This window comes from Actinoplanes sp. NPDC020271, from assembly GCF_044388125.1.
GTDB lineage: Bacteria > Actinomycetota > Actinomycetes > Mycobacteriales > Micromonosporaceae > Actinoplanes.
The window spans coordinates 338,917-364,617 of the sequence record NZ_JBIRWQ010000003.1 but is presented as its reverse complement, the minus strand read 5'-3'; the positions used below and the strand labels follow the sequence as shown (position 1 = coordinate 364,617).

Below are 25,701 nucleotides of genomic sequence, written 5' to 3'. Positions count from 1 at the left end.
TCGGGGGTGGGGACTACCGTGCCTCGTAGGTTCTTGAGACACGGAGGTTCCGGTGACTTCACCCAGCGCCGAGGCGAGCGCTCGCCACGCTGAGCTCGCCGAGGAGATTCGCGGGCATCAGTATCGGTACTACGTGCTCGACGCGCCGATCGTCTCCGACAGCGAGTTCGACGTGCTCCTGCGCGAGCTGGAGGCCCTGGAGGCCGAGTTCCCCGAGCTGCGGACGCCGGATTCGCCGACGCAGAACGTGGGGGGCACGTTCTCCACGGAGTTCGTCACCGTCCCGCACATCGAGCGGATGATGTCGCTGGACAACGTGTTCAGCCTCGACGAGCTCGACGCCTGGGCGGAGAAGACCGTCCGGGACGCGGGTGGGCCGGTCCAGTTCCTGTGCGAGTTGAAGGTCGACGGGCTGGCCATCAACCTGCTCTACGAGAAGGGCCGGCTGGTCCGCGCACTGACCCGCGGTGACGGGCGCAGCGGTGAGGACATGACGGCCAACGTGCGCACGATCCGGGAGATCCCGGAACGGCTGACCGGCGACGACGTGCCCGATCTGATCGAGGTGCGCGGCGAGATCTACTTCCCGGGTGAGGCGTTCGAGGATCTCAACGCCTCGCTGGTCGAGCAGGGCAAGGCACCGTTCGCCAATCCGCGCAACACGGCCTCCGGCAGCCTCCGGCAGAAGGATCCGCGGGTCACCGCCTCCCGCGGGCTGCGGATGGTGGTGCACGGCATCGGCGCGCGAGAGGGGTTCAGCCCGACGTCGCAGTCGCACGCCTACGAGGCGCTGAAGGCCTGGGGCCTGCCCACCAGCACCCGGTGGAAACTGGTCGACGACATGGCCGGCGTCAAGGAGTACATCTCGTATTACGGCGAGCACCGGCACGACGTCGAGCATGAGATCGACGGTGTCGTGGTCAAGGTCGACTCGGTCGGCATCCAGGGGCGGCTCGGGTCGACGAGCCGGGCGCCGCGCTGGGCGATCGCGTTCAAATACCCGCCGGAGGAGGTGACCACCAAGCTTCTCGACATCGCCGTGAACGTGGGTCGGACCGGGCGGGTCACGCCGTATGCGATCGTCGAGAAGGTGAAGGTGGCCGGCTCCGAGGTGTCCCAGGCGACCCTGCACAACGCGCAGGAGGTGGTCCGCAAGGGCGTGCTGATCGGCGACACCGTGGTGCTGCGCAAGGCCGGCGACGTGATCCCGGAGATCCTCGGGCCGGTCATCGACCTGCGGCCGGAGGATGCGCGGTCGTTCGTGATGCCGACCGAGTGCCCGTCGTGCGGCACGCCCCTGGCGCCGGCCAAGGAGGGCGACGTCGACATCCGCTGCCCGAACAGCGAGACCTGCCCGGCTCAGTTGCTGCAGAGGCTGGCGACGCTGGCCAGCCGGGACGTGCTGGACATCGAGGTGCTGGGGGAGAAATCAGCGAAAGCGCTCCTCGACTCCGGGGTGCTGCACAACGAGGGCGATCTGTTCACGCTGACGGAGGAGGATCTGCTGCGGGTCCCGTTCTTCGTCAACAAGAACGGCAAGCTCAGCACCAACGCCGGGAAGATGCTGGCCTCTCTGGAGGACACGAAGTCGCGGCCGTTCGCGCGGGTCCTGGTGGCCCTGTCGATCAGGCACGTGGGGCCGACCGCCGCCGAGGCGCTGGCGCTGGAGTACGGGTCGATGAAGGCCCTGGAGGCGGAGCTCGCCCGCACAGCTGCCGATCCGGAGGCGGTGGCGGCCAGTGCGGAGGCCGCGGCTCTCGAAGAAGCGGCGAACGGCCCGGCGTCCGACGAGGAGGCCGAGGCCGGAAGTGTCACCGTGCCTGGTGATGCTGCTCCGCCCGGGGAAGCTGAGGCGGCGGACAGCGCCGACGGCGGGGCGGAGTCCGCGGTGCGGGCGGCCAAGCGGAAGGCCAAGGCCGTCGATCCGATCGCGGCGGTGGACGGGGTCGGGCCGATCATCGCGGACAGCCTGCGGGAATGGTTCACCGTGCCGTGGCACCGGGAGATCGTGCGCAAATGGCGGGCGGCCGGGGTGCGGATGGCGGACGAGCGGGTCGAGACCGGTCCGCGGCCGCTGGACGGGCTGACCGTGGTGGTCACCGGGACGCTGGCCGGGTTCACGCGCGATCAGGCGGCCGAGGCGGTCACGTCGCGGGGCGGCAAGGTGAGCGGCTCGGTGTCGAAGAAGACCGGCTTCGTGGTGGTGGGGGAGAACCCCGGCAGCAAGTACGACAAGGCGCTCAGCCTGAAGGTTCCGGTGCTGGACGAGGCCGGTTTCGGAGTGCTGCTCGCCGACGGCCCGGATGCCGCGCGTGCCGTCGCCGAGGTCACGCCCGAGGGCTGAGAACCCGCGAGGTCCGCGGGCTGCGGGAGGCGGCACGGCTCGGCCGGCTCGAGTGCGTGGACGGGTCGGCTGGTCCGGCCGCAACCGCCCCGCGGCCGGCGGCTTGTCAGGCTCGCGGGTGAAATGCGGCGGTGGCGGCGTGTGCGGGCACGATGACCGGTAAGTGCATAAGCGGCAAATGCGACATGTGGATCTATCGTGTAAGTGATCGAGGCCCAGTCGTGGAGGTCGCATGGATGCCGTTCGTCCCCGCACGGCTGCCTCCGCTCCGCGGCTGCGTCGTGCCCTCCTCGTCACCACCGGCCTGACCCTCGTCGCCGACCTGGTGCTCTGGGCGCTCGCCGCGGAGACGTTCCGGGCGCTGCCCCCGGCCTACTGGATCATGGCGGTGCTGGCCGTGGTGGCCGACGCACGGCCGCATCCGCTGCCGGGGCGGCGGGTCAGCCGGGTGGTCCTGCCGTCCATCTGCTTCACCTTCGCCATCGCGCTGGCCTGGGGGTTCGTGCCGGCGCTGACGGTGCAGCTGATCGCCGTGACGGTCGCCGGGATCCGGATGCGCCACGCCGTGCCGCGGACCGTCCACCTGGCGCTGCAGCACGCCGCCGGGCTCGGGGCGGCGTCGATCGTGGCCGGGTTCGTCTCGGGGCGGATCGGGCCGCGGCCGGACCTCGGCGACGCGGCGCTGACCTGCGCCGCGGCAGCCGCGTGGATCGCCGCCCGGTACGCGGTGGCGGCCGTGGTGCGGCGGTGCACGGCGGAACGGCGTACGCGTCGCCGCCGCCGTGCCCCCGCGGATCTGCTGGCCACCGCCGCGCTGCTGCTGCTCGCCCCGATCCTGCTGCTCGCCGCGCGGGTCAGCCCGGCCCTGCTCCCGCTGACCCTGCTGGCGCTGCACGCCGTGCACCGGATGGTCCGCTGGGCCGGCGAGTCGGAACGGGCCACCCGGGTCGACCCGCTGACCGGCCTGCCGAACCGGCGCGCCCTGCAGTCCACGATGTCCGAACGCGGCCCCGACCGGCAACGCGCGCTGATCCTGCTGGACCTGGACGGTTTCCGTACCGTCAATGATGCTCTCGGCCATGGCGCCGGGGACCGTCTGCTGGCCCGGGTCGCCGACCGCCTGACCGCGGCCGTGCCCCGGCACGACCTGGTGGTGCGGCTCGGCGGCGACGAGTTCGGGGTGCTCGCCACCCGGGTGGAGGGCGCCGCGTCGGCTCGGCGGATCGCCGAGCACCTGACCGAGGCGCTGAGCCGGCCGTTCCCGATGGACGGCACACCGGTCGAGCTGACCGCCTCGATCGGGATCGCGCTGCAGTCCGGCCGTCGTGACGGGGCGACGCTGCTGCGCGAGGCCGAGACCGCGATGTACGAGGCCAAGCAGCGCGGCGACCAGATCGCGGTGCACGGCCCGGACGCGCCGCACGTCTCGCCGGACCGGCTGGCCCTGCTCGCCGACCTGCGCGCGGCGCTGCGCCGGGACCCGCCCGGCGACGGGATAGTGCTCTACTACCAGCCGCAGATCGCGATCGCGACCGGTGAGGTGGTCGGCGTCGAGGCGCTGCTGCGCTGGCGGCACCCGCGGCGCGGCCTGGTCGGCCCGGAGGAACTGCTCCGGGTGGCCGAGCCGACGCCGGTGATGCGGCTGCTGACCGCGCACGTGCTGGAGGAGGTCGTCGCCCAGCTCGCCCGGTGGCGGTTCGCCGGGCGGCCGCTGCGCGCCGCGGTCAACGTGAGCGCCCGCGACCTGCACGCCGGGGACATCGCCGACCGGATCGGGGCACTGCTGCGCGAGCACGAGGTCCCGGCCGACCTGCTGCAACTGGAGATCACCGAGAGCGCGCTGATGACCGACCCGCACCGGGTGCTGGACACCATCACCCGGCTGGACCGGATGGGCGTGGCGATCTCCCTGGACGACTTCGGCACCGGCTTCTCCTCGCTGCAGCACCTGCGCCGGCTGCCGCTGACCGAGGTGAAGATCGACCGCTCGTTCGTGCTGGGCATGGCGAGCGACCGCGGTGACGCGGCGATCGTCCGGTCGGTGATCGGGCTGGCCGACTCGCTCGGCCTGCGTGCGGTCGCCGAGGGCGTCGAGGACGAGGCGACGTGGCGGCTGCTCGCGGCGGCCGGCTGCCACGCCGCGCAGGGCTGGTTCCACGCCCGGCCGATGCCCGCTCCGGAGCTGGCCGAGTGGCTGTCGCGCTATCGGCCCATTCGGCCCGGGGTTCTTCGCGGGCCGTGGATCCCGGCGAAATAGACTCCACGGGAAAGCATGCATTACGTCAAGCACTGGAGGCAGGATGGCCGCCATCTCCCGCGAAGAGGTAGCGCACCTGGCGCGCCTGTCGCGGCTCGCCGTGACCGAAGAGGAGCTCGATCGATTCGCGGGTCAGCTCGACGTGATCCTGCAGTCGGTCGCCCGGGTCGGTGAGGTGGCCGCGGAGGACATCCCGCCGACCTCCCACTCGGTGCCGCTGACCAACGTGTACCGCGACGACGTTCCGACGCCGAGCCTGACGCAGGACGCCGCCCTCTCCGGCGCGCCCGATGCGTACGAGGGCCGGTTCCGGGTGCCGCGCATCCTGGACGAGGAGGAATGATCGTGAGCGACCTGACCAGGCTCAGCGCGGCCGGCCTCAGCAAGCTGATCACCAGCAAGGAGGTGTCGGCCGTCGAGGTGGCGACCGCGCACCTCGACCGGATCGCCGCCGTGGACGAGCGCGTCCACGCGTTCCTGCACGTCGACCGCGAGGGCGCACTCGACGTGGCCCGCCGGGTGGACGCGGGCGAGATCACCGGCCCGCTGGCCGGGGTGCCGATCGCCGTCAAGGACGTGGTGACCACCAAGGGCGTGCCGACCACGGCCGCCTCGAAGATCCTCGAGGGCTGGAAGCCGCCGTACGACGCGACGATCGTCGAGCGTCTCAAGGCCGCGGGCATGCCGATCCTCGGCAAGACCAACATGGACGAGTTCGCGATGGGCTCGTCGACGGAGTATTCGGCGTACGGGCCGACGAACAACCCGTGGGACCTCGGCCGGATCCCGGGCGGCTCCGGCGGTGGCTCGGCCGCGGCCCTCGCGGCCTACGAGGCCCCGCTCGCGATCGGCACCGACACCGGCGGCTCGATCCGGCAGCCGGGCGCGGTCACCGGCACGGTCGGCGCGAAGCCGACCTACGGCGGCACCTCGCGCTACGGCCTGATCGCGTTCTCGTCCTCGCTCGACACCCCCGGCCCCTGCGCCCGGACCGTCGAGGACACGGCCCTGCTGCACGCGGTCATCGCCGGGCACGACCCGCGCGACTCCACCTCGATCGAGCAGCCGGTGCCGGACGTGGTCGCCGCCGCCCGCCAGGGCCTGCTCGGTGACCTGACCGGCGTCAAGCTCGGCCTGGTCAAGGAGTTCGCCGGGGACGGCTCCGAGCCGGGCGTGCTGGCCGCGTTCCGGGAGTCGCTGGAGGCGCTGGTCAAGCTCGGCGCCGAGGTCGTCGAGGTGTCCTGCCCGCACTTCGAGTACGCGCTGCCGGCGTACTACCTGATCGCGCCGAGCGAGTGCTCGTCGAACCTGGCCCGCTTCGACGGCGTGCGCTACGGCCTGCGCTCCGGCGACGACGGCTCGCGCTCGCTCGAGGAAGTCATGTCGCTGACCCGGGACGAGGGCTTCGGCCCCGAGGTCAAACGACGGATCATTCTCGGTACGTACGCGCTGTCGAGTGGCTACTACGACGCGTACTACGGGCAGGCGCAGAAGGTCCGCACCCTGATCACCCGCGACTTCCAGGCCGCGTTCGAGAAGGTGGACGTGCTCGTCTCGCCGACGACGCCGTTCGTGGCGTTCCCGTTCGGGTCGCGCACGTCGGATCCGTACCAGATGTACCTGGCCGACCTCTTCACGATCCCGACGAACCTGTACGGCGGACCGGCCATCTCGGTGCCGTGCGGGCTTTCCGAGGGGCTGCCGGTCGGCTTCCAGATCATGGCCCCGACCATGGCCGACGACCGGATGTACCGGGTCGCCGGTGCGCTGGAGTCCGCCGTCGGCACCTTCACCCCGCCGGCCCTGTAACAGTCGAACGCTGAGAGGGGCCGGAGTGCTCACTCGGATCGAGATCGACGGGTGCAAGACGTTCCGCGATTTCGCCCTGGATCCGCCGCCGTTCCTGGTGGTGCTGGGGCGCGACGGCGCCGGGAAGTCCCGCCTGTTCGACGCACTCCGGTTCCTCTTCCGCGGTCTCGCGAATTCTTCCCGGCCGGGCTCGTGCTCGCATCACGCAGCCCCGTCTGGTCGGGGCCGGTGAGCGGCCGTCGCTGACCGAGCGAGATGTTCCGGATCCCGACGAGCGTCTGATCAGCACCGCGGAGATCGTCGAGTTCGAGGTTCGCGAGGCGCTGGACGCCTGATGTGCTGACTGACCTCGGCCGGCCGACGGAGGGAACCGCCGACCGGCCGGGTGCGAGCCGGCGCCGTACGGGAAAAGGGTTTTACTTCGGAGTGATCTTGGAGTCCAGCCAGTTGTTGATCAGCTTGCTGAAGTCCTTGCCGGTGTTCTGGTCGACGAAGGCGATGAACGCGGCCCGGTCCTGGTTCGTGTTCTTGTGCTCGGCCACCCACGCTTTCATCAGCGCGAAGAACTTGGTGTCGCCGAGGGCGTCGTTGAGTTCCTTGAGCATGGCGGCACCGCAGATGTAGACGTTGCTCTCGGCGAACTCGGCGGCGTCGGGTTTGCCGGGCGGACCGACCTTCTTGCGCAGTTCGGCGTCGCGCTGGCGGAGGAAGCGTTCCAGGTCGGCGTCGCTGAACTTCTGGACCTTCTGCTCCCACAGGTACTGGATGTACTGCGCGAAACCCTCGTTGAGCCACAGGTCGGTCCAGGTGCTCGGGGTGACCGTGTCGCCGAACCACTGGTGGGCGTATTCGTGGATCAGGACTTCCTCGAAGTACGCCTGGTCCTCCTTGGTCCACTTGCCGGCGACCGAGCGTCCGATGCTCACCATCTGCTGCGTCTCCATGGCCGAGATCGAGCCGTTGAGCAGGGCGCCGCCGGTCTCGAACGGGAACGGCCCGAGCATCGACTCCAGCCAGGTCAGCATCTGCGGCGACTTCTTCAGCGACGGCAGGATCTTGGCGTCGGTCTTCGGCACGACGAAGTAGGTGAGCTTGATCCCGTGCGGTCCGGCCTGCTCGACCTTCTGGTACTTGTCGACGGCGAGCGTCGTCAGATAAGCCGCCGTGGGTACGGCCGAGGTGTACCGGTAGGTGTTGCCCTCCACCGGCCCCGGGGTGCCGCCGGCCGCCGCCACCCAGCCCTTCGGCACGGTGACGGCGATGTCGTACAGGGCTTTGTCGGAGACCAGTTCGTTGGCCGGGTACCAGGTCATGGCGCCCCACGGCTCCTGCATGGTCCACGCGCCGCCGTCCGTGGCCGGGCGCAGGCCGTTGCCTTCCTTGGCGTCGGAGCGGTGTGACGGGAACGCCACCTGCTTCGGCGCGCCGTGGTAGTCGACGACCAGCGTGACCGGCTGGTCGGCGACCAGGGTGGCCGGCACGGTGAGCTTCTCCTCGGCCAGGGTGCCGGTTGCCGGCTTGTCGTCGACGGTCACCTTGTCGACGGTCAGGGTGGCGAAGTCCAGCTTGATCTCACCGGCGGCGGCGGTCGGGCGGATGCGCAGGGTGGCCGTACCGGTGAGGACCTTCTCGGCGGGGTCCCAGTCGAGCTTCAGGTCGTACTGGAGGACGTCGAGCCCGGCATTGCCGTGCTCGGGGTAGAGCTGGTCGGCGACCAGGGTGGACTTGCCGGCCTGCCAGGCCGTGTAGTCCACGGCCGGGGCAGCCGGCGCGGCGCTCGACGGCGCCGCCGAGGGGGTTACCGAGGGACTGTCTGTGCAGCTCGCGCACAGAACCGTCGCGGCCAGAGCCACGCCGGTGACAGATCGACGCATGGACGGGACGGTATCGCGAAGATCTTTTCCTGTGGGGGCAATAATCCGTCGTCGGGAAACCCGGCGACGTGGCGTCATACCCGGCGACTAGGCTTGACCTCTGTCCGTTAACCCGATGCCGCAGTGAGCCGGAGCCGAAGCACATGACGACCATCGCGCTGCCGTCCTACGACGACGCCCTCAGCCGTTACGAGCCGGTCATCGGCCTGGAGACGCACGTCGAGCTGGGCACGCAGACCAAGATGTTCTGCGGCTGCAAGACCGAGTTCGGCGCCGAGCCGAACACGCAGGTCTGCCCGGTCTGCCTGGCCCTGCCCGGCGCCCTGCCGGTGATGAACCGGGCCGCGATCGAGGCGACCATCCGCATCGGTTTGGCGCTGAACTGTGACATTGCCTCGTGGTGCCGGATGGCCCGGAAGAACTACTTCTATCCGGACATGCCGAAGAACTTCCAGACCTCGCAGTACGACGAGCCGCTCTGTGTGGACGGCTACGTCGACGTGACGGTCGACGGCACGGAGTACCGGGTCGAGATCGAGCGGGTGCACATCGAGGAGGACACCGGCAAGACCCTGCACGTCGGCGGGGCCACCGGTCGCATCCACGGCGCCACCGAGTCGCTCGTCGACTACAACCGGGCCGGCATCCCGCTCGTCGAGATCGTCACCAAGCCGGTCCCCGGCCTGGGGGCGAAGGCTCCGGAGATCGCCAAGGCCTACGTCGCCGAGCTGCGCGACATCATCCGCTCCCTCGGCGTCTCCGACGTGCGCATGGAGCAGGGCTCGATGCGCTGCGACGTCAACACCTCGCTGAACAAGCCGGGCGAGGAGTGGGGCACCCGCACCGAGACGAAGAACGTGAACTCGCTGCGCTCGGTCGAGCGCGCGGTCCGCTCCGAGATCGTCCGCCAGGCCGCCCTGCTCGACGAGGGCACCCGGATCTTCCAGGAGACCCGCCACTTCCAGGAGACGACCGGCGACACCCGCCCGGGCCGCTCCAAGGAGACCGCGACCGACTACCGCTACTTCCCCGAGCCCGACCTGGTCCCGATCGCTCCGGACCCGGCCTGGGTCGAGGAACTGCGCGCGTCCCAGCCGGAGAAGCCCAGCGTCAAGCGGGCCCGCCTGCGCGAGGAGTGGGGCATCTCCGAGGTGGAGATGCAGTCGGCGGTCAACGCCGGCGCGATCGAGCTGATCGAGGAGACCATCGCGGCCGGCGCGCCCGCGGCCGGTGCCCGCAAGTGGTGGCTGGGCGAGCTGGCCCGCCGCTCCAACGAGCTCGGCATCGAGCTGGCCGAGGTCGGCGCCACCCCGGCGCACGTCGCCGAGCTGCAGAAACTGGTCGACGACGGCAAGCTCAACGACAAGCTGGCCCGCCAGGTGCTCGAAGGTGTCGTCGCCGGTGAGGGCTCGCCGTCCGAGGTGATGGCGGCGCGCGGCCTGGAGGTCGTGTCCGACACCGGCGCGCTGCAGAAGGCGGTCGACGAGGCGATCGAGGCGAACCCGGACATCGCCGCGAAGATCCGTGACGGCAAGGTGGCGGCGGCGGGCGCGCTGGTCGGCGCGGTGATGAAAACCACGCGAGGCCAGGCCGACGCCAAGACCGTCCGCGACTTGATCTTGTCTCGGCTCGGCGTTTCCTGATCTCCGCGGTACGTCGTTTCGCCCGGCCCGCCGTTGCGGCAGGCCGGGCGATGCCGTTCCGGGCAGCGGTGAGGTTCGATACAGTCGGTCGGCGCCCGCCGAGCACATCGATCCCGGGGAACCTCAGATGACCGACGCCACGCCGTCCCGCAGCAGCGCCGAACCCGATCCCGCCCCGGCCTCGGCATGGCCGCTGCCCTCCAGCGCGCCCACGCTGTCCCCGGCCCCCGCGATCGACGAGGCGACGGAGCTGCCCGTGCCGTATGCCGCGCCGTCCCCGGGCCACCCGGACGAGACCCACCTGGTCGCCCAAGGGGAACCGCCTCTGGTCGCCGCCGCCCACGTGGCCGTGGTGCAACTGCGGTTCGCCGACGCGATCCGGCTGCTGGAGGAGTTCCTCGGGGAGCACCCGGACGACTCACGGGCCTGGCACCGCCTGGCCGGCGCGCGGCTCGGCCTGGGGCAGTACCACCTGGCGCTGACGTACGCCGAGCGGTCCGTCGCCCTGGACCCGGAGTCGCCGGCGGCGCACCGTTTCCATGGCCTCGCCCTGTTCTACCTGGGCCGGACCATCGAGGCCGAGCGGTCCGCGGCCCGGTCGATCCAGCTGGACCCGAGCGTCGCGGACGCTCACGCCCTCCTCGCCCAGGCTCTGGCCCGCCTGGGCCGGACCGAGGACGCCCTGGCCGCCGCCCGGGTCGCCCTGGCCCTGGCTCCCGGTCAGGTGGCCGCCCTGGACGTCATCTCCCGGAGCTCGTCGTCGGCCGTCCGCTGGATGCCGCTCGTCACCGCGGGCACGCTTCCGGCCGGTCTGCTCCTGGGCGTCCTGGCGCTGACGCTTGCGGATGCGCCCAGCGTCCCGATCTACGCCGGGTTCGCGGTGATGGCGCTGCTCCCGGCGTTCGCCGCGATCGTCCGGTACGCCGTCAGCGGGCGCCTCCGGACACCGGCCCAGCCGCTGCCGCGCGTGGCCTTCGCGGTGACGCCGGTCCTGTCCGCGGCCTGTGTGGCGATTCCCGTGCTGATCAGCGGGACCCGGCCGGCCGGGGCGCTCTTCGCCGTTCTGGTCGCCGTGCTCCTCGGCATCCTCGCCGTAGCCGCCGTGTACCGCGCGGCGTACCCGGCCCGCCGCCCGGTTGCGGCGTCCCCGGCCCCCACTGTCCGCGCCACCGGTCAGCAGGATCCTGCGGTTTCACCCGCGTCCCCGCCGGCCGAGCGGTCCCCAGCGGACTCCTGAGCGGCGCCGACCGGCGTCGGGCGTCAGCGGCTCGGCCGGACGGCCGGGCTGCCCGACGGGGCCGGCGCACCCGACGGCGCGGACGGGGACGGCGTGACCGGCGGGCTCTCGTCGTCGAGGCCGACCACGTTCCGCTGCATCTCGACGTTGGACTGACCGGTCCCGCCGAGCTCGATGTCGTCGTACGCCTTCAGGTCGTGATTCTCGTCGAAGTAGAGCACCGACAACGACAGCGGCGTCGGCTTCTCGCCTTCGAGCCCGCGCAGCCCGGCGCCGCCGGTCGAGCCCTCGATCATCAGCCGGGTCGGCATCAGTGCCTGCGCCGCGGCTGACGGGGACGGCACCGCCGAGGGTGACGCCGACGCGGACGGGTCCGGGGTGGGCGGCGTCGGTGCCGGCAGCATCTGCACCGACCGCTGGTGCTTGTGCCCGGACAACACGAGCGGCACCACCCCGGAGAGCGGCTGGGCCATCCCCGGGTCGTGGACCAGGGCCAGGTCGACCTTCTGGCCCGAGTTCCGGATCGTGGTCGCGAGTCGTTCCCCGGCGGCGGTGAGGATCTCGTCGCCGGAGGTGTCGCCGGCCTTGTTCGTCTCGCTCTTGTCCGGGGTGAACTGGGGGTCGCCGATCCCGGCGATGGTCAGCCCGTTCTGCAGGACGATCTTGTCATCGAGGACGACCGCGTTGCGCTGCTTGGCGACCGCGGTCTGGATCGCCACCGAGTCGTGGTTGCCGCGGACGTAGAGGTAGGGGACACCCAGCGACGGGATCGACGACACGTACGACGTCTCGGCGCTGCTGCCCCAGTCGACCATGTCCCCGGTGTCGATCACCGCGTCGATGTCGAACGTCTGCACGACCGTGCGGATCAGGCCCCACGACGACGGGTTCAGGTGCAGGTCGGAGACGTGCAGGATGCGCGTGGTGTTGCCGGCCGGCTCGTAGACGGGCAGCGCCGACACGGTGGTGTAGATCCGGCTGACGTTGCTGACGATCTGCTGGAGCTGCTCCGCGTACCGCCCGTAGTTGTCGGCGATGCGCCGGGCGTCACCGACCACGGCCGGGGCGTTGACCAGCAGACCCTCGTAGCGCGGCTCACTGATCGCATTCGGCCGGATGGTGGCGGCGGCCAGCCCGAGACTGCCGGCCGCGGTGATCAGCGCGGTCAGCCCGGCCGCGGCGGTGCGCCGTACGTTGCGGAAGATCAGCGCGGCGGCGAGGATCGCGCTGAGCACGGCCAGCCCGACCGTGCGCAGGGCGAGCCGGCTCACCCCGGCGACGACCTCGTCGACGGCCCGGTCACCGGCCGAGCTGATCGCGGCCGGGTTGTCGATCAGTTCCTCGGTCCGGTTCTGGTCGAGCGAGCCGAGCGCCACCTTCAGGTGCAGCGTGCCTCGGTGACTGTCCAGGTGCAGGGAGCCGAGCGGCGGGATGTTCACCTCGGTGCCACCGACCACGCTGGGGCGCAGCGACATCTCGGCCCGGAACGGGCCCACGTTGATCTCGGTGTGCGCGAACAGCATCACGCCGATCACCGCCGCGGTGAGACCGACCAGGCCGACCGCCGCGGCGATGCGGGAGTTGCGGAACCAGCGGTGCTTCCACACCCGTACCGAAAAATCGGCCGCCGAACGCAGGTGACCCACGACCTCACTCATCGAGCTCATCGCGCCTCACCTGCCCGGCCGGGATCGCCGCGAAACAGTCATGGCCGTCTCATCAACTCCGGCCGGCGCCACCGTCGGAGAAGACGAGCCGGATCAGCCGGTCGTCCTCCGGGTCCGGCTCGCCGGCGTCCTCCTGGTTGGATGTGCTCACCCAGAGCGACCCGTCCGGCGCGGCGACCAGGGCGCGCAGCCGCCCGTACTTGTCGGTGAGCAGCTCCTGCGGGGTGCCGAGCACGGTGCCGTTGCCGGTCACGTTGAGCAGGTAGAGCCGCTTGCCGAGCAGGCAGGCGGTGGCGACCGTGGTCTCGAAGGTGGCGACCCCGCCACACGAGGACGCGGCGGTCGGCCAGGCCACGAGCGGGTCGGTGAACGCGGTGTCGCCGGCCTTGCCGTCGGCCTTGGGCCAGCCGTAGTCCTTGCCCTTCTCCACCACGTTCAGCTCGGAGAACTTCGGCTGCGAGTTGTCGGTGGCGAACATGCGCTTCGTCTTGTCCCACGTCAGGCCCTGCACGTTGCGATGGCCGGAGGACCAGACCAGCGACGTCTTCACCGGGTTGCCCGGGGCCGGCTTGCCCTCCGTGGTCATCCGCAGGATCTTGCCGCCCAGATTCTTCGGATCCTGCGCCTGCGCACCGGTGGCGGTGCCGTCGCCGGTCCCGGCGTAGAGGTAGCCGTCGGGGCCGAAGGCGAGTGCGCCCCCGTTCTCCTGCGCGGAGCGGGGGATGCCGGTGAGGATCGGCTCGACCGGCTTGCCCAGGACCAGTTTGCCGATCCGGTTGTCGGAGGCGGTCGAGTAGTACACGAAGATCGTCTTGTCCGACGCGTATTTCGGGGAGACGGCGATGCCGAGCAGGCCGCCGTCATCGGAGGCACGCACCTCGGCGAGGCGGGCCGCCTCGGAGACCTTCAGCCCGTCCGCGTCCGACTCCGGCCCGACCTTCAGGATCCGGCCGGTGTCGCGCTCGGTGACCAGGGCCGACCCGTCGGGCAGAAAAGCGATGCCCCACGGCACCTCGAGTCCCTTGGCCAGCACGGTGACCGCGATCTCCTGCTCGTCGTCGGCGCCGGCGCTCGCGGTGGCGGCGATCGACGGACCGGGCAGATTCGGCGCGCTGCCGGCCTGATCCGGCCCCGGCGGCCCGAAGCTGCAGCCCGAGGTCAGGCCCAGCACGAGGGTCAGAGTCGCGACCGCGGCACGGCCCCGGCGGGAACGCACGGCTGAACCACCTCCCTGGCTTCTCTGCCGATCAGGGTAGCCGCGCCGTCTGACAGTCCCCTCGGAAGTCGTCACTGCTCCATGGCGGCGTCGGCCGGGGCGTTGCCGACCGCGGCCAGCACCAGCGGCAGATTGTCCCGGGTCACGCCGGTCAGCCGGATCACGTTCCCGTTGTCCAGCAGCGCGGAGACGCGGCCCCGCTCGTCGGGCGCGAGCCCGGTGATCCGGCTCCACGGCACCCGGTTGCCGCCGATCAGAGCGCGCACGCGCACCTCGTCGTCGAACACGTCGGTGCCGGCCCGCCAGGACCAGACGAGCGCGACGAGCGGGATCAGCAGCACCGGCAGCCACGCCGGGGAGACCCCGGCCAGCGGCAGCGCGCCGACGAACGCGATCCCGGAGGCCACCAGGGCGGTGCCGGACTTGCGTACGCGAAGGAGGGGGCGGCGTCTGCTCACCGACCCATCTTCCCACTCGGTTGTCCACAGCCCCGGTCGACCCTCGATCGTCCATGGTCGACGATCCGTGCGGAGGCCGCCCGTAACCCGATCCGGGCCCGGATCGTTGTCCGGGTGCAACGACCTCTTGTTCCACCCCGAACGCAGAGGACCCAGTCGTGGCCGTGCCGCCCCTCGCGCCGGCCCGGCCCAGCACCATCGGCCGGACCGTCCTGCTCGCCGTCTCCGCGACGGCCGTCCTGATCCTGCTCCTCGGTGCCGCCGGCGTGCTGCCGGGCCCGGTCGCACTCGCCGTCGGTGTCGGCGCCGCCGCGCTCTGCGCGTCCGCCTACCTGGTGCGTTCGGCGCTCGACATCCACCACGCCGACGGCACGTTCGTGGCCTGCCGCGGCGCCGGTTTCGTCGGCATGGGCGCGCTGGCCAGCGCCCTGACCGTGCTGGTGCCCTGGTGGTCCCCGCCGGGCGAGGTGCTCTGGCTGACCGTGGGCCTGGGCGTGGCCGCCGGCTGCTACGTGCTGGGCGCCTCGCTGCTGCCCGGCGCCGCGCGCAACTGGCCGATCCGCCTGCGCCGCGGCTTCGACGGGTTCTGCCTGGGCATCAGTGCGGGCTTCGCCGCCTACCTGATCCCGCCGGACGGGCAGCCCCACCCGGCCGCGCTGCCGGCCGTGCTGATCGCGGCGGGTGGCGTCTCCGTCGTCGCCGTGGTGGTGCTGCGGGCCCGGCCCCGGCCGGTCCCGGCGGTCTGGTGCGCGTGCGGCGCGGCGCTGGTGACGGTCTCGCTGGCGACGCTGGCCGAGGTGCTGGCGCTCGGCGTGACCGGTCCGGCGGTGCCGCTGCTGGGGCTGCCGATGGTGGCCGGCCTGGCCGCGGCGGCCGGGGGCGGTTCCCGCCGGGGTCTGCCGGTCCCGCCCACCGGGCCGATCAACCCGGACCGTTACCTCGCGAGTTACCCGCTGCTCGCGGTCCCGGCCGCGGTCGGTGTGGCCGCCGCCGTCTGGCACCTGCTGACCTCACCCGGCTTCGACACCGAGGGCGTCGTCTTCGCGGTGATCATGATCAGTGTCCTGGTCATGCGGGAGCTGCTGGTGGTCCGCGACATCCGGCTGTACGCGGGCCGCCTGCGCACCACCGAGGCGCACTTCCGTTCGCTGGTCGCCGGCGCCACCGACCTGACCCTGGTGCTCGACGAGCGGCTGACCGTGCGCTGGCAGTCGCCGGCCGCGGCCCGCCTGTTCGGCCTGCGTGACGACCAGGTGCTGGGCCGCGCGTTCGGCGAGATGATCCACCCGGAGGACGCCGCCGACGCGCTCGCGGTGATCCGTTCGGTGCTCGCCGGTGAGCACGAGGGCGGCCCGCCGGTGCTGGTCAGCGCGCGGATGCGGGACGGCGCGAAGCTCTGGCGCGACACCGAGTCGACCATCTCCGACCAGCGCGCGGTGCCCGAGGTGGCCGCGCTCGTGGTCCACGTGCGTGACGTCGGCGAGCGCCGCCACCTGGAGCGCACCCTGCACCGCCTGGCCTACCTGGACCAGCTCACCGGCCTGGCGAACCGGCAGGCGCTGATGCGTGACCTGCTGGCCTTCCGCCGCCGTCCCGGGCCGCAGGGCACCCTGCTCGTGATCGACCTGCACGGGCTGGCCGAGGCCAACGACACCCACGGCCGGGAGGTGGGCGACGCGGTGCTGACCGAGATGGCGCGCCGGCTGCGGTCGCTGACCGGTGCCGACGACGTGCCGGCCCGCCTCGGTGGGGACGAGTTCGCGGTGCTCACGCCGCAGTCGGCGGTTCCGGCGTACGCGCTGGCCACCCGCATCGTGGCCGCCCTGTCCGAGCCGTTCCAGGTGCCGGGGGCGCAGGTGCGCCTGTACACCAGTGTCGGCCTGGCCGAGCTGGCCGGCGGCGCGACGCCGGACGAGGTGCTGCGCCATGCCGACCTGGCCCGACAGCGCGCCCACCAGCTCGGGCGGGACGCCGTCGAGTGGTACGACCCGGACGTCGAGCTCCAGCTCCAGCGCCGGATGGAACTGGAACGCCGGCTGCCCGACGCGGCCGGCCGCGGTGAGCTGGACCTGGTCTTCCAGCCGGTGGCCGCCCTGCGCGACGACCGCCCGGCCGGCGTCGAGGCGCTGCTGCGCTGGCGGCACCCGGGGCTCGGCACGATCCTGCCGGAGGAGTTCCTGCCGATCGCCGCGGCGCAGGGCATCATCGCCGAGCTGAACGACTGGGCCCTCGACGAGGCCTGCCGCCACCTGCGCAACTGGGCCGGCGACGACGGCGAGTTCTGGGTGTCGGTCAACGTCGGCCCGCGCGAACTGCTCACCGCCCGTTTCCCGGAGCAGGTCGCCGGCACCCTGCGGCGTTACGGCGTCGCGCCGGACCGGCTGGTCGTCGAGGTCGCCGAGACGTGGATCGCCGAGGATCTGCCGGCGATCGTCGCCGCCCTCTCCGGCCTGCGCAAACTCGGCGTCCGGGCGGCGCTCGACGACTTCGGCTCCAGCCAGACGTCGCTGGCGAACCTGCGCCGCCTGCCGGTCGACATGCTCAAGCTCAGCGCGGCGCTGGCCCAGCAGGAGTCCGAGGCGGCGACGCTGGAGGTGGTGGTCGGTCTCGCCCGCCGGATCGGCCTCGACCTGGTCGCCAAGGGTCTGGAGACCCCGGAGAGCATCGAGCGCGCGCTTGCCGCCGGATGCCGTTACGGCCAGGGCCTGGCCATCGCCCATCCGGCCCCCGCCGAGCGCATCGAGGCCTACCTCGAAAGCCACCGAGCCGATCGAAACCCCTGATCAGGTACGTCGATGACCACGCCCGCCCCGGGGCGGCACGACCCACGCCCGGGCCCGGCCCACGGCGGAGGTCGCGCGGGCACGCCGGGCACCGGGTCGTGTCGCCTGCGGACGGGCGCCGGGAACGACGTACCGAGGGAGGGGTTTCAATTGCGGGGCGGCGCGGTGCTTCCCCGGGGCGTGAGGTGCGCGGTCTGCGCTTTGACGTTGCCGACCTTCTTGCCGGCGACGGCGTTGAGCAGCTCACGAGCGGCCTGCGCGCCGTAACCGGAGACGTCGCGGCTGAGCGCGGTCAGCGGTGGGTGCACGAGGCTGCACAGCGGCGAGTCGTCCCAGGCGACGATCGACAGGTCGCCGGGGACGGAGAGGCCCATCTCCTGCGCGACGGCGAGCCCGGCGACCGCCATCACGTCGTTGTCGTAGATGATCGCGGTCGGCCGGTCCCCGCCGATGAGCAGGCGGCGGGTGGCGCGGCTGCCCTCCTCGCCGGTGTAGTCGGCGGGCACGGTGACCGCGTCGCCGAGGCCGAGTGACGTGCAGACCTCGTTGAACGCTTTCGTCCGGACCTGGGTGTGCAGCAGGTCGGGCACACCGCTGACCCGGGCGATCCTGGAGTGGCCGAGCGCGACGAGGTAGCGCACGGCCTCGGTGATCGCGCCGCCGTCGTCGGACCAGATCTGGGTGACCGGGCTGGGCTCGCCGGAGCCGCCGATCACCACGGCCGGCAGCTGGAGCTGGTGGAGGACCGGGATGCGGACGTCGTTCTCCCGCAGGTCGGTGACGATCACGCCGTCGATGCGGCGCTCGCCCCACCAGCGGCGGTAGACCTCGACCTCCTGCTCGGGGCTGGCCACGACCTGGAGGGTCAGCGCGTAGGACTGCGCACCCAGCTCGGCCTCGAAACCACTGATCAGGCCCATGAACCAGGGCTCGATGCCGAGGATGCGGGCGGGCCGGCAGAGGGTGAGGCCGACGGCGCGGGCGCGGGCGCCGGAGAGGGCGCGAGCGGCGCTGTTGGCGTTGAAGCCGATCTCCTGCGCGATGGCGAGGATCCGCTTGCGGGTCGCCTCGGAGACGCCGGGCTGACCGTTCAGCGCGTAGGAGACGGCGCCCTTGGACACACCGGCACGCCGGGCGATGTCGGCGATCGTGGGCCGTTTCACGCAGTCCCCTCTGTCGCGACTTTGCCGGTGAGTTTATCGGGCGTGGGTCCGGCGTAACCCCAGCGGCATCCAGAGTGTACTTGACCGGTTAAGTCATCGGGAGATCAAACGTGAACCGTCTCGCGGCCGGCACGTACCCGCCGTCCGGCCCGGTCACCGCGCTGCCACCACCGCGCCCTCGGCGTCGGTGAGCGTGACGGTGGCCGCCGGCACCGGCTGCTCGTGCTGGTCGACCGCGCTGCCCTCGATCCGCCCGGCGGCGGCCGGCGTCAGCGGCTGAGCCCGTGCAGGTCGTCGCCGATGGTCCGGATCGCCGAGGCGACGATGGTCCGGTTCAGCGCGGCCAGGAACATGCCCGGCATCAGCCCGGAGAGCACCTGCGGGATCCGGCGATGGCTGAGCGGCTCTCCGCCGGGACTACTCATGCGGTCGTGACTCCCCGAGGTGACGGTCTCTGCATCGATCTCGAGGAGCGGGTGCCCGAGGTCACCGGTTCACATGACGGAGGGATACGAATCTCGGCCCGCAAGGGATTTGCCAGACAGGACTCAGCTTTCGCTCAGGTTTCCGTGAGCCGGAACTACGAGGTCGCGGCCATCTTGTCGGAACTCTGAAACAATCGAGGAGTCCGATGAGAACCCCATCCGACCGCCCCGCCCGCCACCCGAAAAGCGGAAGAAAGTCACTTCTCCTTCGATGGTCGGTCGCCGCGGGCGTGACTCTGGCGGTGGTCGCGCCGCTCGCGGGCAGCGCGAACGCCACCGTCGTCGCGCCGCCGACCGCCCGGGACGGCCGGCTCACCCAGGTCGGCCCGATCGCCGAGATCGGTTTCCCGTCGTGGTACCGGGACAGCACCGGGCTGCGGCTGGAACCCTGCACCACCATGGAGGACCCGCTCTGCGCGGTCCTCCCGGACGAGGTCCCCAACCCGGACCTGCCCGTCTCGTACCCGGACAACTTCCCGGGCGAGTTCTTCTACCAGCTGGCCGACGCCACGCTGACGCTCACCGACGGCACCAAGGCGGTGATCGGCCTCAACGTCGAGGGCGCCTGGGCCAACGGCGCGGTGATCGACGGCGACCAGATGGTGTTCGGTCGCGTCCGCATCCGCTTCGCGGCCGCCGCGGGGCGGCGGTTCAGGATCACCCACCCGTACGGCATCGACGACCTCACCGCTGACGACAAGGGCGTCCGGATGACCGAGGACGTCGGCACCGTCCCGGGCGCGTTCGGCGGCGTGCTCAACGGGCGGGTCGGTCCGTTCCTGCGGTGGGACCCGGCCGTCGCACCGGCCGCTCCGGCCGGCTACACCGGCGATCCGGGGGTCGACCACAAGGTGGTGGGCAGCCCGTACGACACGAACTTCGTCCGGATCGAGGAACTGGACCCGCGGACCGGGGCGGTCCTCGGCCAGGTCGGGTTCACCGACACGTTCAGCATCCAGGGCCGGTACGCGTCCAACGCCGGCGTCGACGTCGACCAGGCCACGTTCACCACCGGCGCGGACGGCAACGGCGTGGTCGAGGTCTACGCGACCAGCGAGCCCGGTCAGGCCGTCGAGATCGCGGCCAACCCGGCGCTCGGCATCCGGGCCACACGCCTGAACGGGCAGAACGGTCACTACTACGGCCGGTTCGCGCTCACCGGCCCGCTGCCGGCCGGCGCCACCGTCGACATCGTCAACGCCTCCGACCGGCCGGTCGCTCGCAAGACACGCAAACTGATCGACGTCGTGCAGGTCACCAAGGCCGCGTACGACGCCGACGCGCACACCCTGACCGTCGCCGCCACCAGCAGCGACCAGGACGCGGCGCCCGGCGTGCTGAGCGTCACCGGGTACGGCCCGATCACCGGTCAGCCGTTCACGAACGTGCTCGCGCCCCCGGTCACGGTCACCGTGACGTCGTCGAGCGGCGGCACCGCGACCGCGTCGCTGCTGGGCTCCGGCGCGGTGCTCGGCCCCGAACCGCCCGTCGCCGCGGCCACCGCCGACGCCACCGCGGTGGTCGGGCAGACCGTCCAGCTGGACGGCACCGGATCCACGGGCGAGGTCGACTCGTACCGCTGGACCCAGACGGCCGGACCCGAGGTGATCGTGACCGGCGGGACCACAGCGTCGGCCTCGTTCGTCGCGCCCTCGCCCGGGACCTACGCGTTCACGCTGACCCTGACCGGGCCCGGCGGGCAGCAGACGTCCGAGCCGGTCACCGTCACCGTCGTCGCGGCGGCGAAACCGGTCGCCGAGGCGGGACCGGACCGGACGATCCAGCGGGGCAAGGCGGTCACGCTGGACGGATCGGCGTCGAGCGGGGTGGAGACGTACAGCTGGAAGCAGGTCTCCGGACCCGCCGTGACCCTCGCCGGGGCGTCGGCCGCGAAACCGGCCTTCACCTTCCCGGCGCAGGCCCTGCCGGCCTCGCCCGGACCGAACGCGTCGTTCGTCTACGACAACGACCCCGTGGTGTTCGAGCTGACCGTGACCAACCCGAACGGGACCGCTACCGACCGGGTCACGATCCGGCCGCAGGCGGAGACGTTCCCGGGCGGGGTGACGGTGCGCTACCGGACCGGCAACAACGAATGGCGGATCAGCGGCACCAGCAGCCTGCTCGCCGGCCAGCGGATCACCGCGGTGCTCGGTGACACGCTCACCGGCCGGGTGATCGGCACGTCGCCGGTCGACGCGGCCGGCGCGTTCAGCATCCGGGTCACCGGCCCGGCGCCGGGCACGGTCCGCACGATCAGCGTGGTCACCACGGTCGGTGGCCGCCAGCTCGCCGTCCCGGTGACCGTCACCAACTGAATCCGGGCACGTCCCGGCCCCGGCCGGCTCCCGAGGGTGCTTCGAGCAGTTCGAAGCACCCTCGGAGAGCCGGCCGGTTGGTCCCGGCCGGGTCTCAGGAGGCCGCGGCCAGTTGTTTGCGGAGGTAGAGGGCCGTGGCGGCGGAGACCTGGCCGGCGACCGCGCCGCACACCAGGGAGCTGGCGTGGCCGACCTTCCCGTCCGGGCACTCGCGCAGCAGATGGGCGTGGACCAGCGCGTCCACGCAGCTCAGCACGTCGGTCACCGGCTGCGCGGTGAGCGCCGCCAGCTCGGCCGCGCCGAGGTCGCCGAGGACCGCGCAGACCCGCAGCAGCTCCCAGGCGAGCGGCGGCATCCATTCGGTGCGCTGCCGGGCGACCTGCATGGCCACCGCGCTCGCCACCTCGGCCGGCCGCCGGGCGACCGCGACCAGGGCCGGGATGCCGCCGGTGAGCCGGCGTACGGCCGGGTCGCCGAGCGGTTCCAGTTCCTGCGCCGTGAGCGGGCTGAGCCGCATCACCACGGGCGTGCCGAGCCCGGCCAGCGGCCGCCCGGAGAGCTGCGACGGATAGTCGTAGGTCAGCACGATCCGCAGGCCGGGGCAGTGCCCGCTGAGCCAGGCCAGTTCGGCGACGCTGGCCGCGTCCAGGTTCATCGCGTCGTCGACGGCCAGGTAGACCGGCTCCGGCCGGTCGAACGTGGCCGCGATCAGCTCCAGGTCGGCCTGACCCAGCGGCTGGTCGGGCAGCGCCCGGTCGACCGCCCCGATCGCCTCGGGCGTCGCGTCGAGGTCGGTCAGTACACTGCGCAGCCAGGCCAGCCGGAGCACGCCGACGGCCGGGCCGGCGTCGCCGATGCCGATCCGGCCGGGCGTGTGCCGGCCCAGCTCGGCCAGGAACGCGGACTTGCCGGAGCCGCTGGGCCCGACGATGTGCACGACCGGCGGGGTGCCCGGCTCGACCAGCAGCCGGATCTCGGTGAGCCGCCCCAGGAACCGCTCGGAGGGCCTGGTCACCGCGGGCGGGGTGACCGGGGCCGGCGCCGGTGCGCTCTGCACGGCGGGCGCGCGGCCGGCCAGCACCGACTGCTTGATCATGGCGAGTTCGGCCGACGGCGCGACCCCGAGCTCGCTGTCGAGCACCTGGCGGCAGCGTTCGAAGATGCGCAGCGCGTCGTCCGGGCGGCCCATCGCGACCGCGGCGGCCATCGCGGCGTGGTAGCTGGACTCCAGGAACGGGTTGAGCTCGATCGCCTCGGAGGCAAGCCGGAACGAGCGTGGAGCGTCGTCGGTCAGGGCCGCCGCGGCCAGCCGCAGCAGGGCGTTCACGGCGACGACGGCGACCTCGGAGCGGATCGGCTCGGCCCAGCCGGCGTACGGGTCCTCGGGGAACGGCAGGTGCCGGGCCAGCCCCAGGATCTCCTCGTGGACGGCGAGGCCGTCCGGCCCCGGCGCGTCCAGTTGCCGGACGAGGGCCCGCAGGTGGGCCAGGTCGAGCGAGGCGCGTGAGGTGTCGAAGAGATAGCCGCCGGACCGGGTGACGATGAACCAGTTGGCCGGCGAGCCGGTCGGCTGCAGTCGCCGGCGGATCACCGAGACGTAGTGCTCCAGCGCCCCCGCGTGGTTGCCGGGCAGGTCCTCGCCCCACACCGCGTCGGCGAGCGCGTCCTTGGACTGGATCCGGTCGTGGCGGGCGGCGAGCACGGCCAGCACCTGGCGGGCGCGGCGGGGCAGCTCGCCGGCGGGAAGCACGCCGCTCTCACCGTCGACGACGGTGAGTTGTCCCAGCACGCTGACCCGCAGTCCCACGTTCTGGCAATCGCCCGGATCGCGCCCGACTTGAGTGACGGAAGACCTCAGCATCGCCAACGGAACACTTCAGTTCGGCTCTCTAGGTTTCGGCTCCCTGTCAAGATCCTGGGAAGAAGAGGTGTCCGATGGCACGCCGGAGTCTGAGTCGACGCGACCTGCTCAAGGGCACGCTCGCGCTCGGTGGTGGCGGCCTGCTCGTGATGACGGCCGGCGGCGAGGTCGTCGCGGCGTCCAGCAGGCTTTCGTCCAAGAACATGCCCACGCCGTACACGAACATGTTCCGCCGTCCGCCGGTGCTGATGCCGGTCGAGGAGGGCGTGGACGACCTGGGCCCGTTCCAGAAGTACCGGCTCACCCAGAAGCTCGCCAAGGCGAGCATCCTGCCCGGGCTGACCACGACGATCGCCGGTTACAACGGGATCTTCCCGGGGCCGACCATCCGCGTGAAGCAGGGGACCCGCACCGAGGTGCGGATCTGCAACGCGCTCTCCGAGCTCAACACGATCAACGGGCGACCGTTCAGCACGGTCACGCACCTGCACGGTTCCGCCTCCCTGCCGCAGTACGACGGTTACGCCAATGATCAGACGAAACCCGGTCAGGTGAAGACCTACAAGTACCCGAACTGGCAGCAAGGACGGACCCTTTGGTATCACGACCACAACCATGGGGACACCGCGCAGAACGTCTACTCCGGTCTGGCCGCCCAATATCACCTGAAAGACCCGTACGAAACGGCCCAGTTGCCGCAGGGTGAGTTCGACGTGCCGCTGGTCGTCAGCGACATCGCGTTCAACGCCGACGGCTCGGTCGCGTTCGAGCCGGACGGCAACGCCGGCTTCATGGGCGACATTGTCCTGGTCAACGGCGTGCCGTGGCCGAAGATGAAGGTCAAGCCGCGGGTGTACCGGTTCCGGGTGCTCTCGGCCACGATCTCCCGTTCCTGGCGGTTCGCGCTGAGCACCGGCGACCCGTTCCACATCGTGGGCAACGACGCCGGCATGACGCCGAAGGTGACCGCGGTGTCGTCGTGGCGGCAGGGCGGCGCCGAGCGCTACGAGGTGCTGATCGACTTCCGCAAGTACAAGGCCGGCACGAAGATCGAGCTGAAGAACCTCAGCAACAAGAACAACGTCGACTTCCCCGACACCGGCAAGGTCATGCAGTTCGAGGTGGTCGCCGACACGGGCCCCGCCGACCCGTACCAGATCCCTTCCTCTCTGGATCTGGGCCCGCAGCCGTACGCGAACCGGGGCGCCGTCGAGGTCAACAAGCTGAAGCCGGAGATGGCCACCGCGCGCCGCCGCCTGCGGGTCGAACGCAAGCACAGCGAGTGGACCGTCAACGGTGAGACCTGGGCCGACGTCGAGGCGTCCGACTTCAAGCGGGTGCTGGGCAACCCGAAGCCGTACGACGTGGAGATCTGGGACCTGGTGAACGAGTCCGGTGGCTGGTTCCACTCGTTCCACATCCACCTGATCGACGCCCAGATCATCGGGCGCAACACCACCGCGGACGGCAAGGCGCACCCGTGGGAGGGCGGCGGCAAGGACGTCTTCTACCTGGGCGAGAACGAGACGGTGACCGCGCTGATGCAGTTCACCACCGGGGACGGCAACGTCGGCGGCCGGTACATGACGCACTGTCACAACCTGGTCCACGAGGACAGCGACATGATGATCCAGTTCGCGGTCGGCGACCTGGAGAACAACAACCCGATCACGATGGACCCGGCGAAGGCCGAGACCGAGCCGGAACTGCCGGTCACGTACGCGCCGAGCTACCCGCTGGGCACGTGATGCCGGCCAAGTTTCGCGGGCTGGCGTTCAGCGTCGCGCTGGTCGTGGCCGCGTTCACGCTGGCCGCCTGGTCGGGCGGGTGGTTCGCCCCGGCCCCGGCCGGTACGCCGGCGCACGCCGCCACGGTCGGTGACGACGCCGGGGACGAGATCGCCACCACCACGTTCGACGGGGCGATGGTGCGCAAGCGGGCGGCGATCGCCGTACACCCGGGAAGGAACGCCGACCGGGCACGGGTCGCTGCCGAGTTGCGGGACGCCGCGAAGTCGGCCGGGATCGGCGAGCTGACCGACGCGACGTTCGCCGTGTTCAGCGCCGACCTGCTGAACTACCTGGTGCCGGAGCTGACGCTGGTGCTGCCGGAGGGCGTGACCGTGCAGCGGGCCGAGGCGTTCATGCGCGATCACCAGCCCGACGACGTCGCGTTCTACGTGGCGCAGACCGTCCTGGTGCACGACATCACGTTCGGGGTGGTCACCGGCGGGATCGACCCGGCCGGCGTGGCGCGGGCCGAGGACGCCGAAGGGATCCTCAGTGACTCGCTCAACCACTACGTGACCGCCGTGCAGCCGGCCGGGCTGACCGTCCGGTACTTCGGGGCGCTGCTCAGTGACGGCCAGGTCGCGGCGGTGCGGGCGGCGATGGCCCGGGCGGCGGGGACGTCGGCCGACCGGGTGACGGTCTCGGCGAACGAGCCGGGGCCGGGCGTGGACCTGTCCACCGGCGTGCCCGACCTGGACGAGAACGCGGAGCACCACGGGCACTGAGGGGCTCCCCCCTCGGGACCGGGCTGGGGCGGCCCGCCTCAGCCCGGCTAGAGCCGGACCTCAGCGGTCCA

At 71.8% G+C, this 25,701-nt stretch carries 18 protein-coding genes and 1 pseudogene; 12 read left to right on the top strand and 7 right to left on the bottom strand.

What is annotated here, in order from left to right; all coding sequences use genetic code 11:
* The first annotated feature begins 52 nt into the window (after window positions 1-52).
* From ligA to ACH442_RS08950, 5 genes are all read left to right on the top strand, one after another.
* On the top strand, window positions 53-2,344 hold the full coding sequence (ligA, locus tag ACH442_RS08970; protein WP_396337372.1) for an NAD-dependent DNA ligase LigA: 2,292 nt from the start codon (window positions 53-55) through the stop codon (window positions 2,342-2,344).
* A gap of 232 nt (window positions 2,345-2,576) precedes the next feature.
* Window positions 2,577-4,601 (top strand): putative bifunctional diguanylate cyclase/phosphodiesterase, encoded by a 2,025-nt coding sequence (locus ACH442_RS08965; protein WP_396337371.1) that lies wholly within the window; start codon window positions 2,577-2,579, stop codon window positions 4,599-4,601.
* A gap of 43 nt (window positions 4,602-4,644) precedes the next feature.
* Window positions 4,645-4,944 carry an Asp-tRNA(Asn)/Glu-tRNA(Gln) amidotransferase subunit GatC gene (gatC, locus tag ACH442_RS08960; RefSeq protein WP_396337370.1) on the top strand — a complete coding sequence of 100 codons (300 nt, stop codon included), beginning with the start codon at window positions 4,645-4,647 and terminating at the stop codon, window positions 4,942-4,944.
* Window positions 4,945-4,946: 2 nt separating this feature from the next.
* Window positions 4,947-6,410, top strand: a complete 1,464-nt coding sequence (gatA, locus tag ACH442_RS08955; protein ID WP_396337369.1) for an Asp-tRNA(Asn)/Glu-tRNA(Gln) amidotransferase subunit GatA — start codon at window positions 4,947-4,949, stop codon at window positions 6,408-6,410.
* A 25-nt stretch (window positions 6,411-6,435) separates the two neighbouring features.
* Window positions 6,436-6,642 carry a hypothetical protein gene (locus ACH442_RS08950; RefSeq protein WP_396337368.1) on the top strand — a complete coding sequence of 69 codons (207 nt, stop codon included), beginning with the start codon at window positions 6,436-6,438 and terminating at the stop codon, window positions 6,640-6,642.
* 184 nt (window positions 6,643-6,826) lie between these two features.
* Here ACH442_RS08950 and ACH442_RS08945 read toward each other — a convergent pair whose 3' ends face one another.
* Window positions 6,827-8,284, bottom strand: a complete 1,458-nt coding sequence (locus tag ACH442_RS08945; RefSeq protein ID WP_396337367.1) for a M1 family metallopeptidase — start codon at window positions 8,282-8,284, stop codon at window positions 6,827-6,829.
* Between the two features lie 143 nt (window positions 8,285-8,427).
* Between ACH442_RS08945 and gatB the strand changes: the two genes are divergently transcribed.
* Window positions 8,428-9,927 carry an Asp-tRNA(Asn)/Glu-tRNA(Gln) amidotransferase subunit GatB gene (gene gatB / locus ACH442_RS08940; RefSeq protein WP_396337366.1) on the top strand — a complete coding sequence of 500 codons (1,500 nt, stop codon included), beginning with the start codon at window positions 8,428-8,430 and terminating at the stop codon, window positions 9,925-9,927.
* A 127-nt stretch (window positions 9,928-10,054) separates the two neighbouring features.
* The gene (locus ACH442_RS08935) at window positions 10,055-11,164 is read left to right on the top strand and encodes a tetratricopeptide repeat protein (protein WP_396337365.1); all 1,110 of its coding nucleotides are present in this window, start codon (window positions 10,055-10,057) and stop codon (window positions 11,162-11,164) included.
* Window positions 11,165-11,187: 23 nt separating this feature from the next.
* Here the strand turns inward: ACH442_RS08935 and ACH442_RS08930 are convergent, their stop codons facing one another.
* The 3 genes from ACH442_RS08930 to ACH442_RS08920 all read right to left on the bottom strand — a co-directional run bounded on the left by ACH442_RS08930 (window position 11,188) and on the right by ACH442_RS08920 (window position 14,505).
* A complete protein-coding gene (locus ACH442_RS08930; RefSeq protein WP_396337364.1) occupies window positions 11,188-12,822 on the bottom strand; it encodes a metallophosphoesterase in 1,635 nt (544 codons plus the stop codon).
* 61 nt (window positions 12,823-12,883) lie between these two features.
* Window positions 12,884-14,047, bottom strand: coding sequence for a PQQ-dependent sugar dehydrogenase (locus tag ACH442_RS08925; protein WP_396337363.1), 1,164 nt, complete (start codon window positions 14,045-14,047; stop codon window positions 12,884-12,886).
* A gap of 71 nt (window positions 14,048-14,118) precedes the next feature.
* Window positions 14,119-14,505, bottom strand: a complete 387-nt coding sequence (locus ACH442_RS08920; protein WP_396337362.1) for a PH domain-containing protein — start codon at window positions 14,503-14,505, stop codon at window positions 14,119-14,121.
* Window positions 14,506-14,912: 407 nt separating this feature from the next.
* On the opposite strand from ACH442_RS08920, the pseudogene ACH442_RS08915 reads away from it, so the two are divergent.
* A pseudogene (locus ACH442_RS08915) lies at window positions 14,913-16,472 on the top strand (diguanylate cyclase domain-containing protein); the annotation flags it as partial.
* Between the two features lie 51 nt (window positions 16,473-16,523).
* Window positions 16,524-17,288: an EAL domain-containing protein gene (locus ACH442_RS08910; protein ID WP_396337607.1), complete on the top strand. Its 765-nt coding sequence runs from the start codon at window positions 16,524-16,526 to the stop codon at window positions 17,286-17,288.
* 146 nt (window positions 17,289-17,434) lie between these two features.
* Here ACH442_RS08910 and ACH442_RS08905 read toward each other — a convergent pair whose 3' ends face one another.
* Complete coding sequence (locus ACH442_RS08905; protein WP_396337361.1) at window positions 17,435-18,451, bottom strand: LacI family DNA-binding transcriptional regulator; 1,017 nt, start codon at window positions 18,449-18,451, stop codon at window positions 17,435-17,437.
* 269 nt (window positions 18,452-18,720) lie between these two features.
* Window positions 18,721-18,876 carry a hypothetical protein gene (locus ACH442_RS08900; protein ID WP_396337360.1) on the bottom strand — a complete coding sequence of 52 codons (156 nt, stop codon included), beginning with the start codon at window positions 18,874-18,876 and terminating at the stop codon, window positions 18,721-18,723.
* A 290-nt stretch (window positions 18,877-19,166) separates the two neighbouring features.
* On the opposite strand from ACH442_RS08900, the gene ACH442_RS08895 reads away from it, so the two are divergent.
* Window positions 19,167-21,254: a PKD domain-containing protein gene (locus ACH442_RS08895; RefSeq protein WP_396337359.1), complete on the top strand. Its 2,088-nt coding sequence runs from the start codon at window positions 19,167-19,169 to the stop codon at window positions 21,252-21,254.
* 94 nt (window positions 21,255-21,348) lie between these two features.
* Here the strand turns inward: ACH442_RS08895 and ACH442_RS08890 are convergent, their stop codons facing one another.
* Entirely contained in the window at window positions 21,349-23,061 is a 1,713-nt protein-coding gene (locus ACH442_RS08890; RefSeq protein ID WP_396337358.1) for a BTAD domain-containing putative transcriptional regulator, read from the bottom strand.
* A gap of 128 nt (window positions 23,062-23,189) precedes the next feature.
* Between ACH442_RS08890 and ACH442_RS08885 the strand changes: the two genes are divergently transcribed.
* Window positions 23,190-24,863 (top strand): multicopper oxidase family protein, encoded by a 1,674-nt coding sequence (locus ACH442_RS08885; protein ID WP_396337357.1) that lies wholly within the window; start codon window positions 23,190-23,192, stop codon window positions 24,861-24,863.
* Window positions 24,863-25,630, top strand: coding sequence for a hypothetical protein (locus tag ACH442_RS08880; RefSeq protein WP_396337356.1), 768 nt, complete (start codon window positions 24,863-24,865; stop codon window positions 25,628-25,630). The genes ACH442_RS08885 and ACH442_RS08880 overlap by 1 nt, the downstream gene beginning before the upstream one ends.
* Window positions 25,631-25,701: the final 71 nt, after the last annotated feature.

Bases quoted from the DNA above. Each gene is read 5' to 3' on its own strand.
- ACH442_RS08965 (WP_396337371.1), top strand. From the start codon at position 2,577: ATGGATGCCGTTCGTCCCCGCACGGCTGCCTCCGCTCCGCGGCTGCGT.
- gatC (WP_396337370.1), top strand. From the start codon at position 4,645: ATGGCCGCCATCTCCCGCGAAGAGGTAGCGCACCTGGCGCGCCTGTCG.
- ACH442_RS08945 (WP_396337367.1), bottom strand. From the start codon at position 8,284: ATGCGTCGATCTGTCACCGGCGTGGCTCTGGCCGCGACGGTTCTGTGC.
- gatB (WP_396337366.1), top strand. From the start codon at position 8,428: ATGACGACCATCGCGCTGCCGTCCTACGACGACGCCCTCAGCCGTTAC.
- ACH442_RS08935 (WP_396337365.1), top strand. From the start codon at position 10,055: ATGACCGACGCCACGCCGTCCCGCAGCAGCGCCGAACCCGATCCCGCC.
- ACH442_RS08930 (WP_396337364.1), bottom strand. From the start codon at position 12,822: ATGAGTGAGGTCGTGGGTCACCTGCGTTCGGCGGCCGATTTTTCGGTA.
- ACH442_RS08910 (WP_396337607.1), top strand. From the start codon at position 16,524: ATGGAACTGGAACGCCGGCTGCCCGACGCGGCCGGCCGCGGTGAGCTG.
- ACH442_RS08900 (WP_396337360.1), bottom strand. From the start codon at position 18,876: ATGAGTAGTCCCGGCGGAGAGCCGCTCAGCCATCGCCGGATCCCGCAG.
- ACH442_RS08885 (WP_396337357.1), top strand. From the start codon at position 23,190: ATGGCACGCCGGAGTCTGAGTCGACGCGACCTGCTCAAGGGCACGCTC.
- ACH442_RS08880 (WP_396337356.1), top strand. From the start codon at position 24,863: ATGCCGGCCAAGTTTCGCGGGCTGGCGTTCAGCGTCGCGCTGGTCGTG.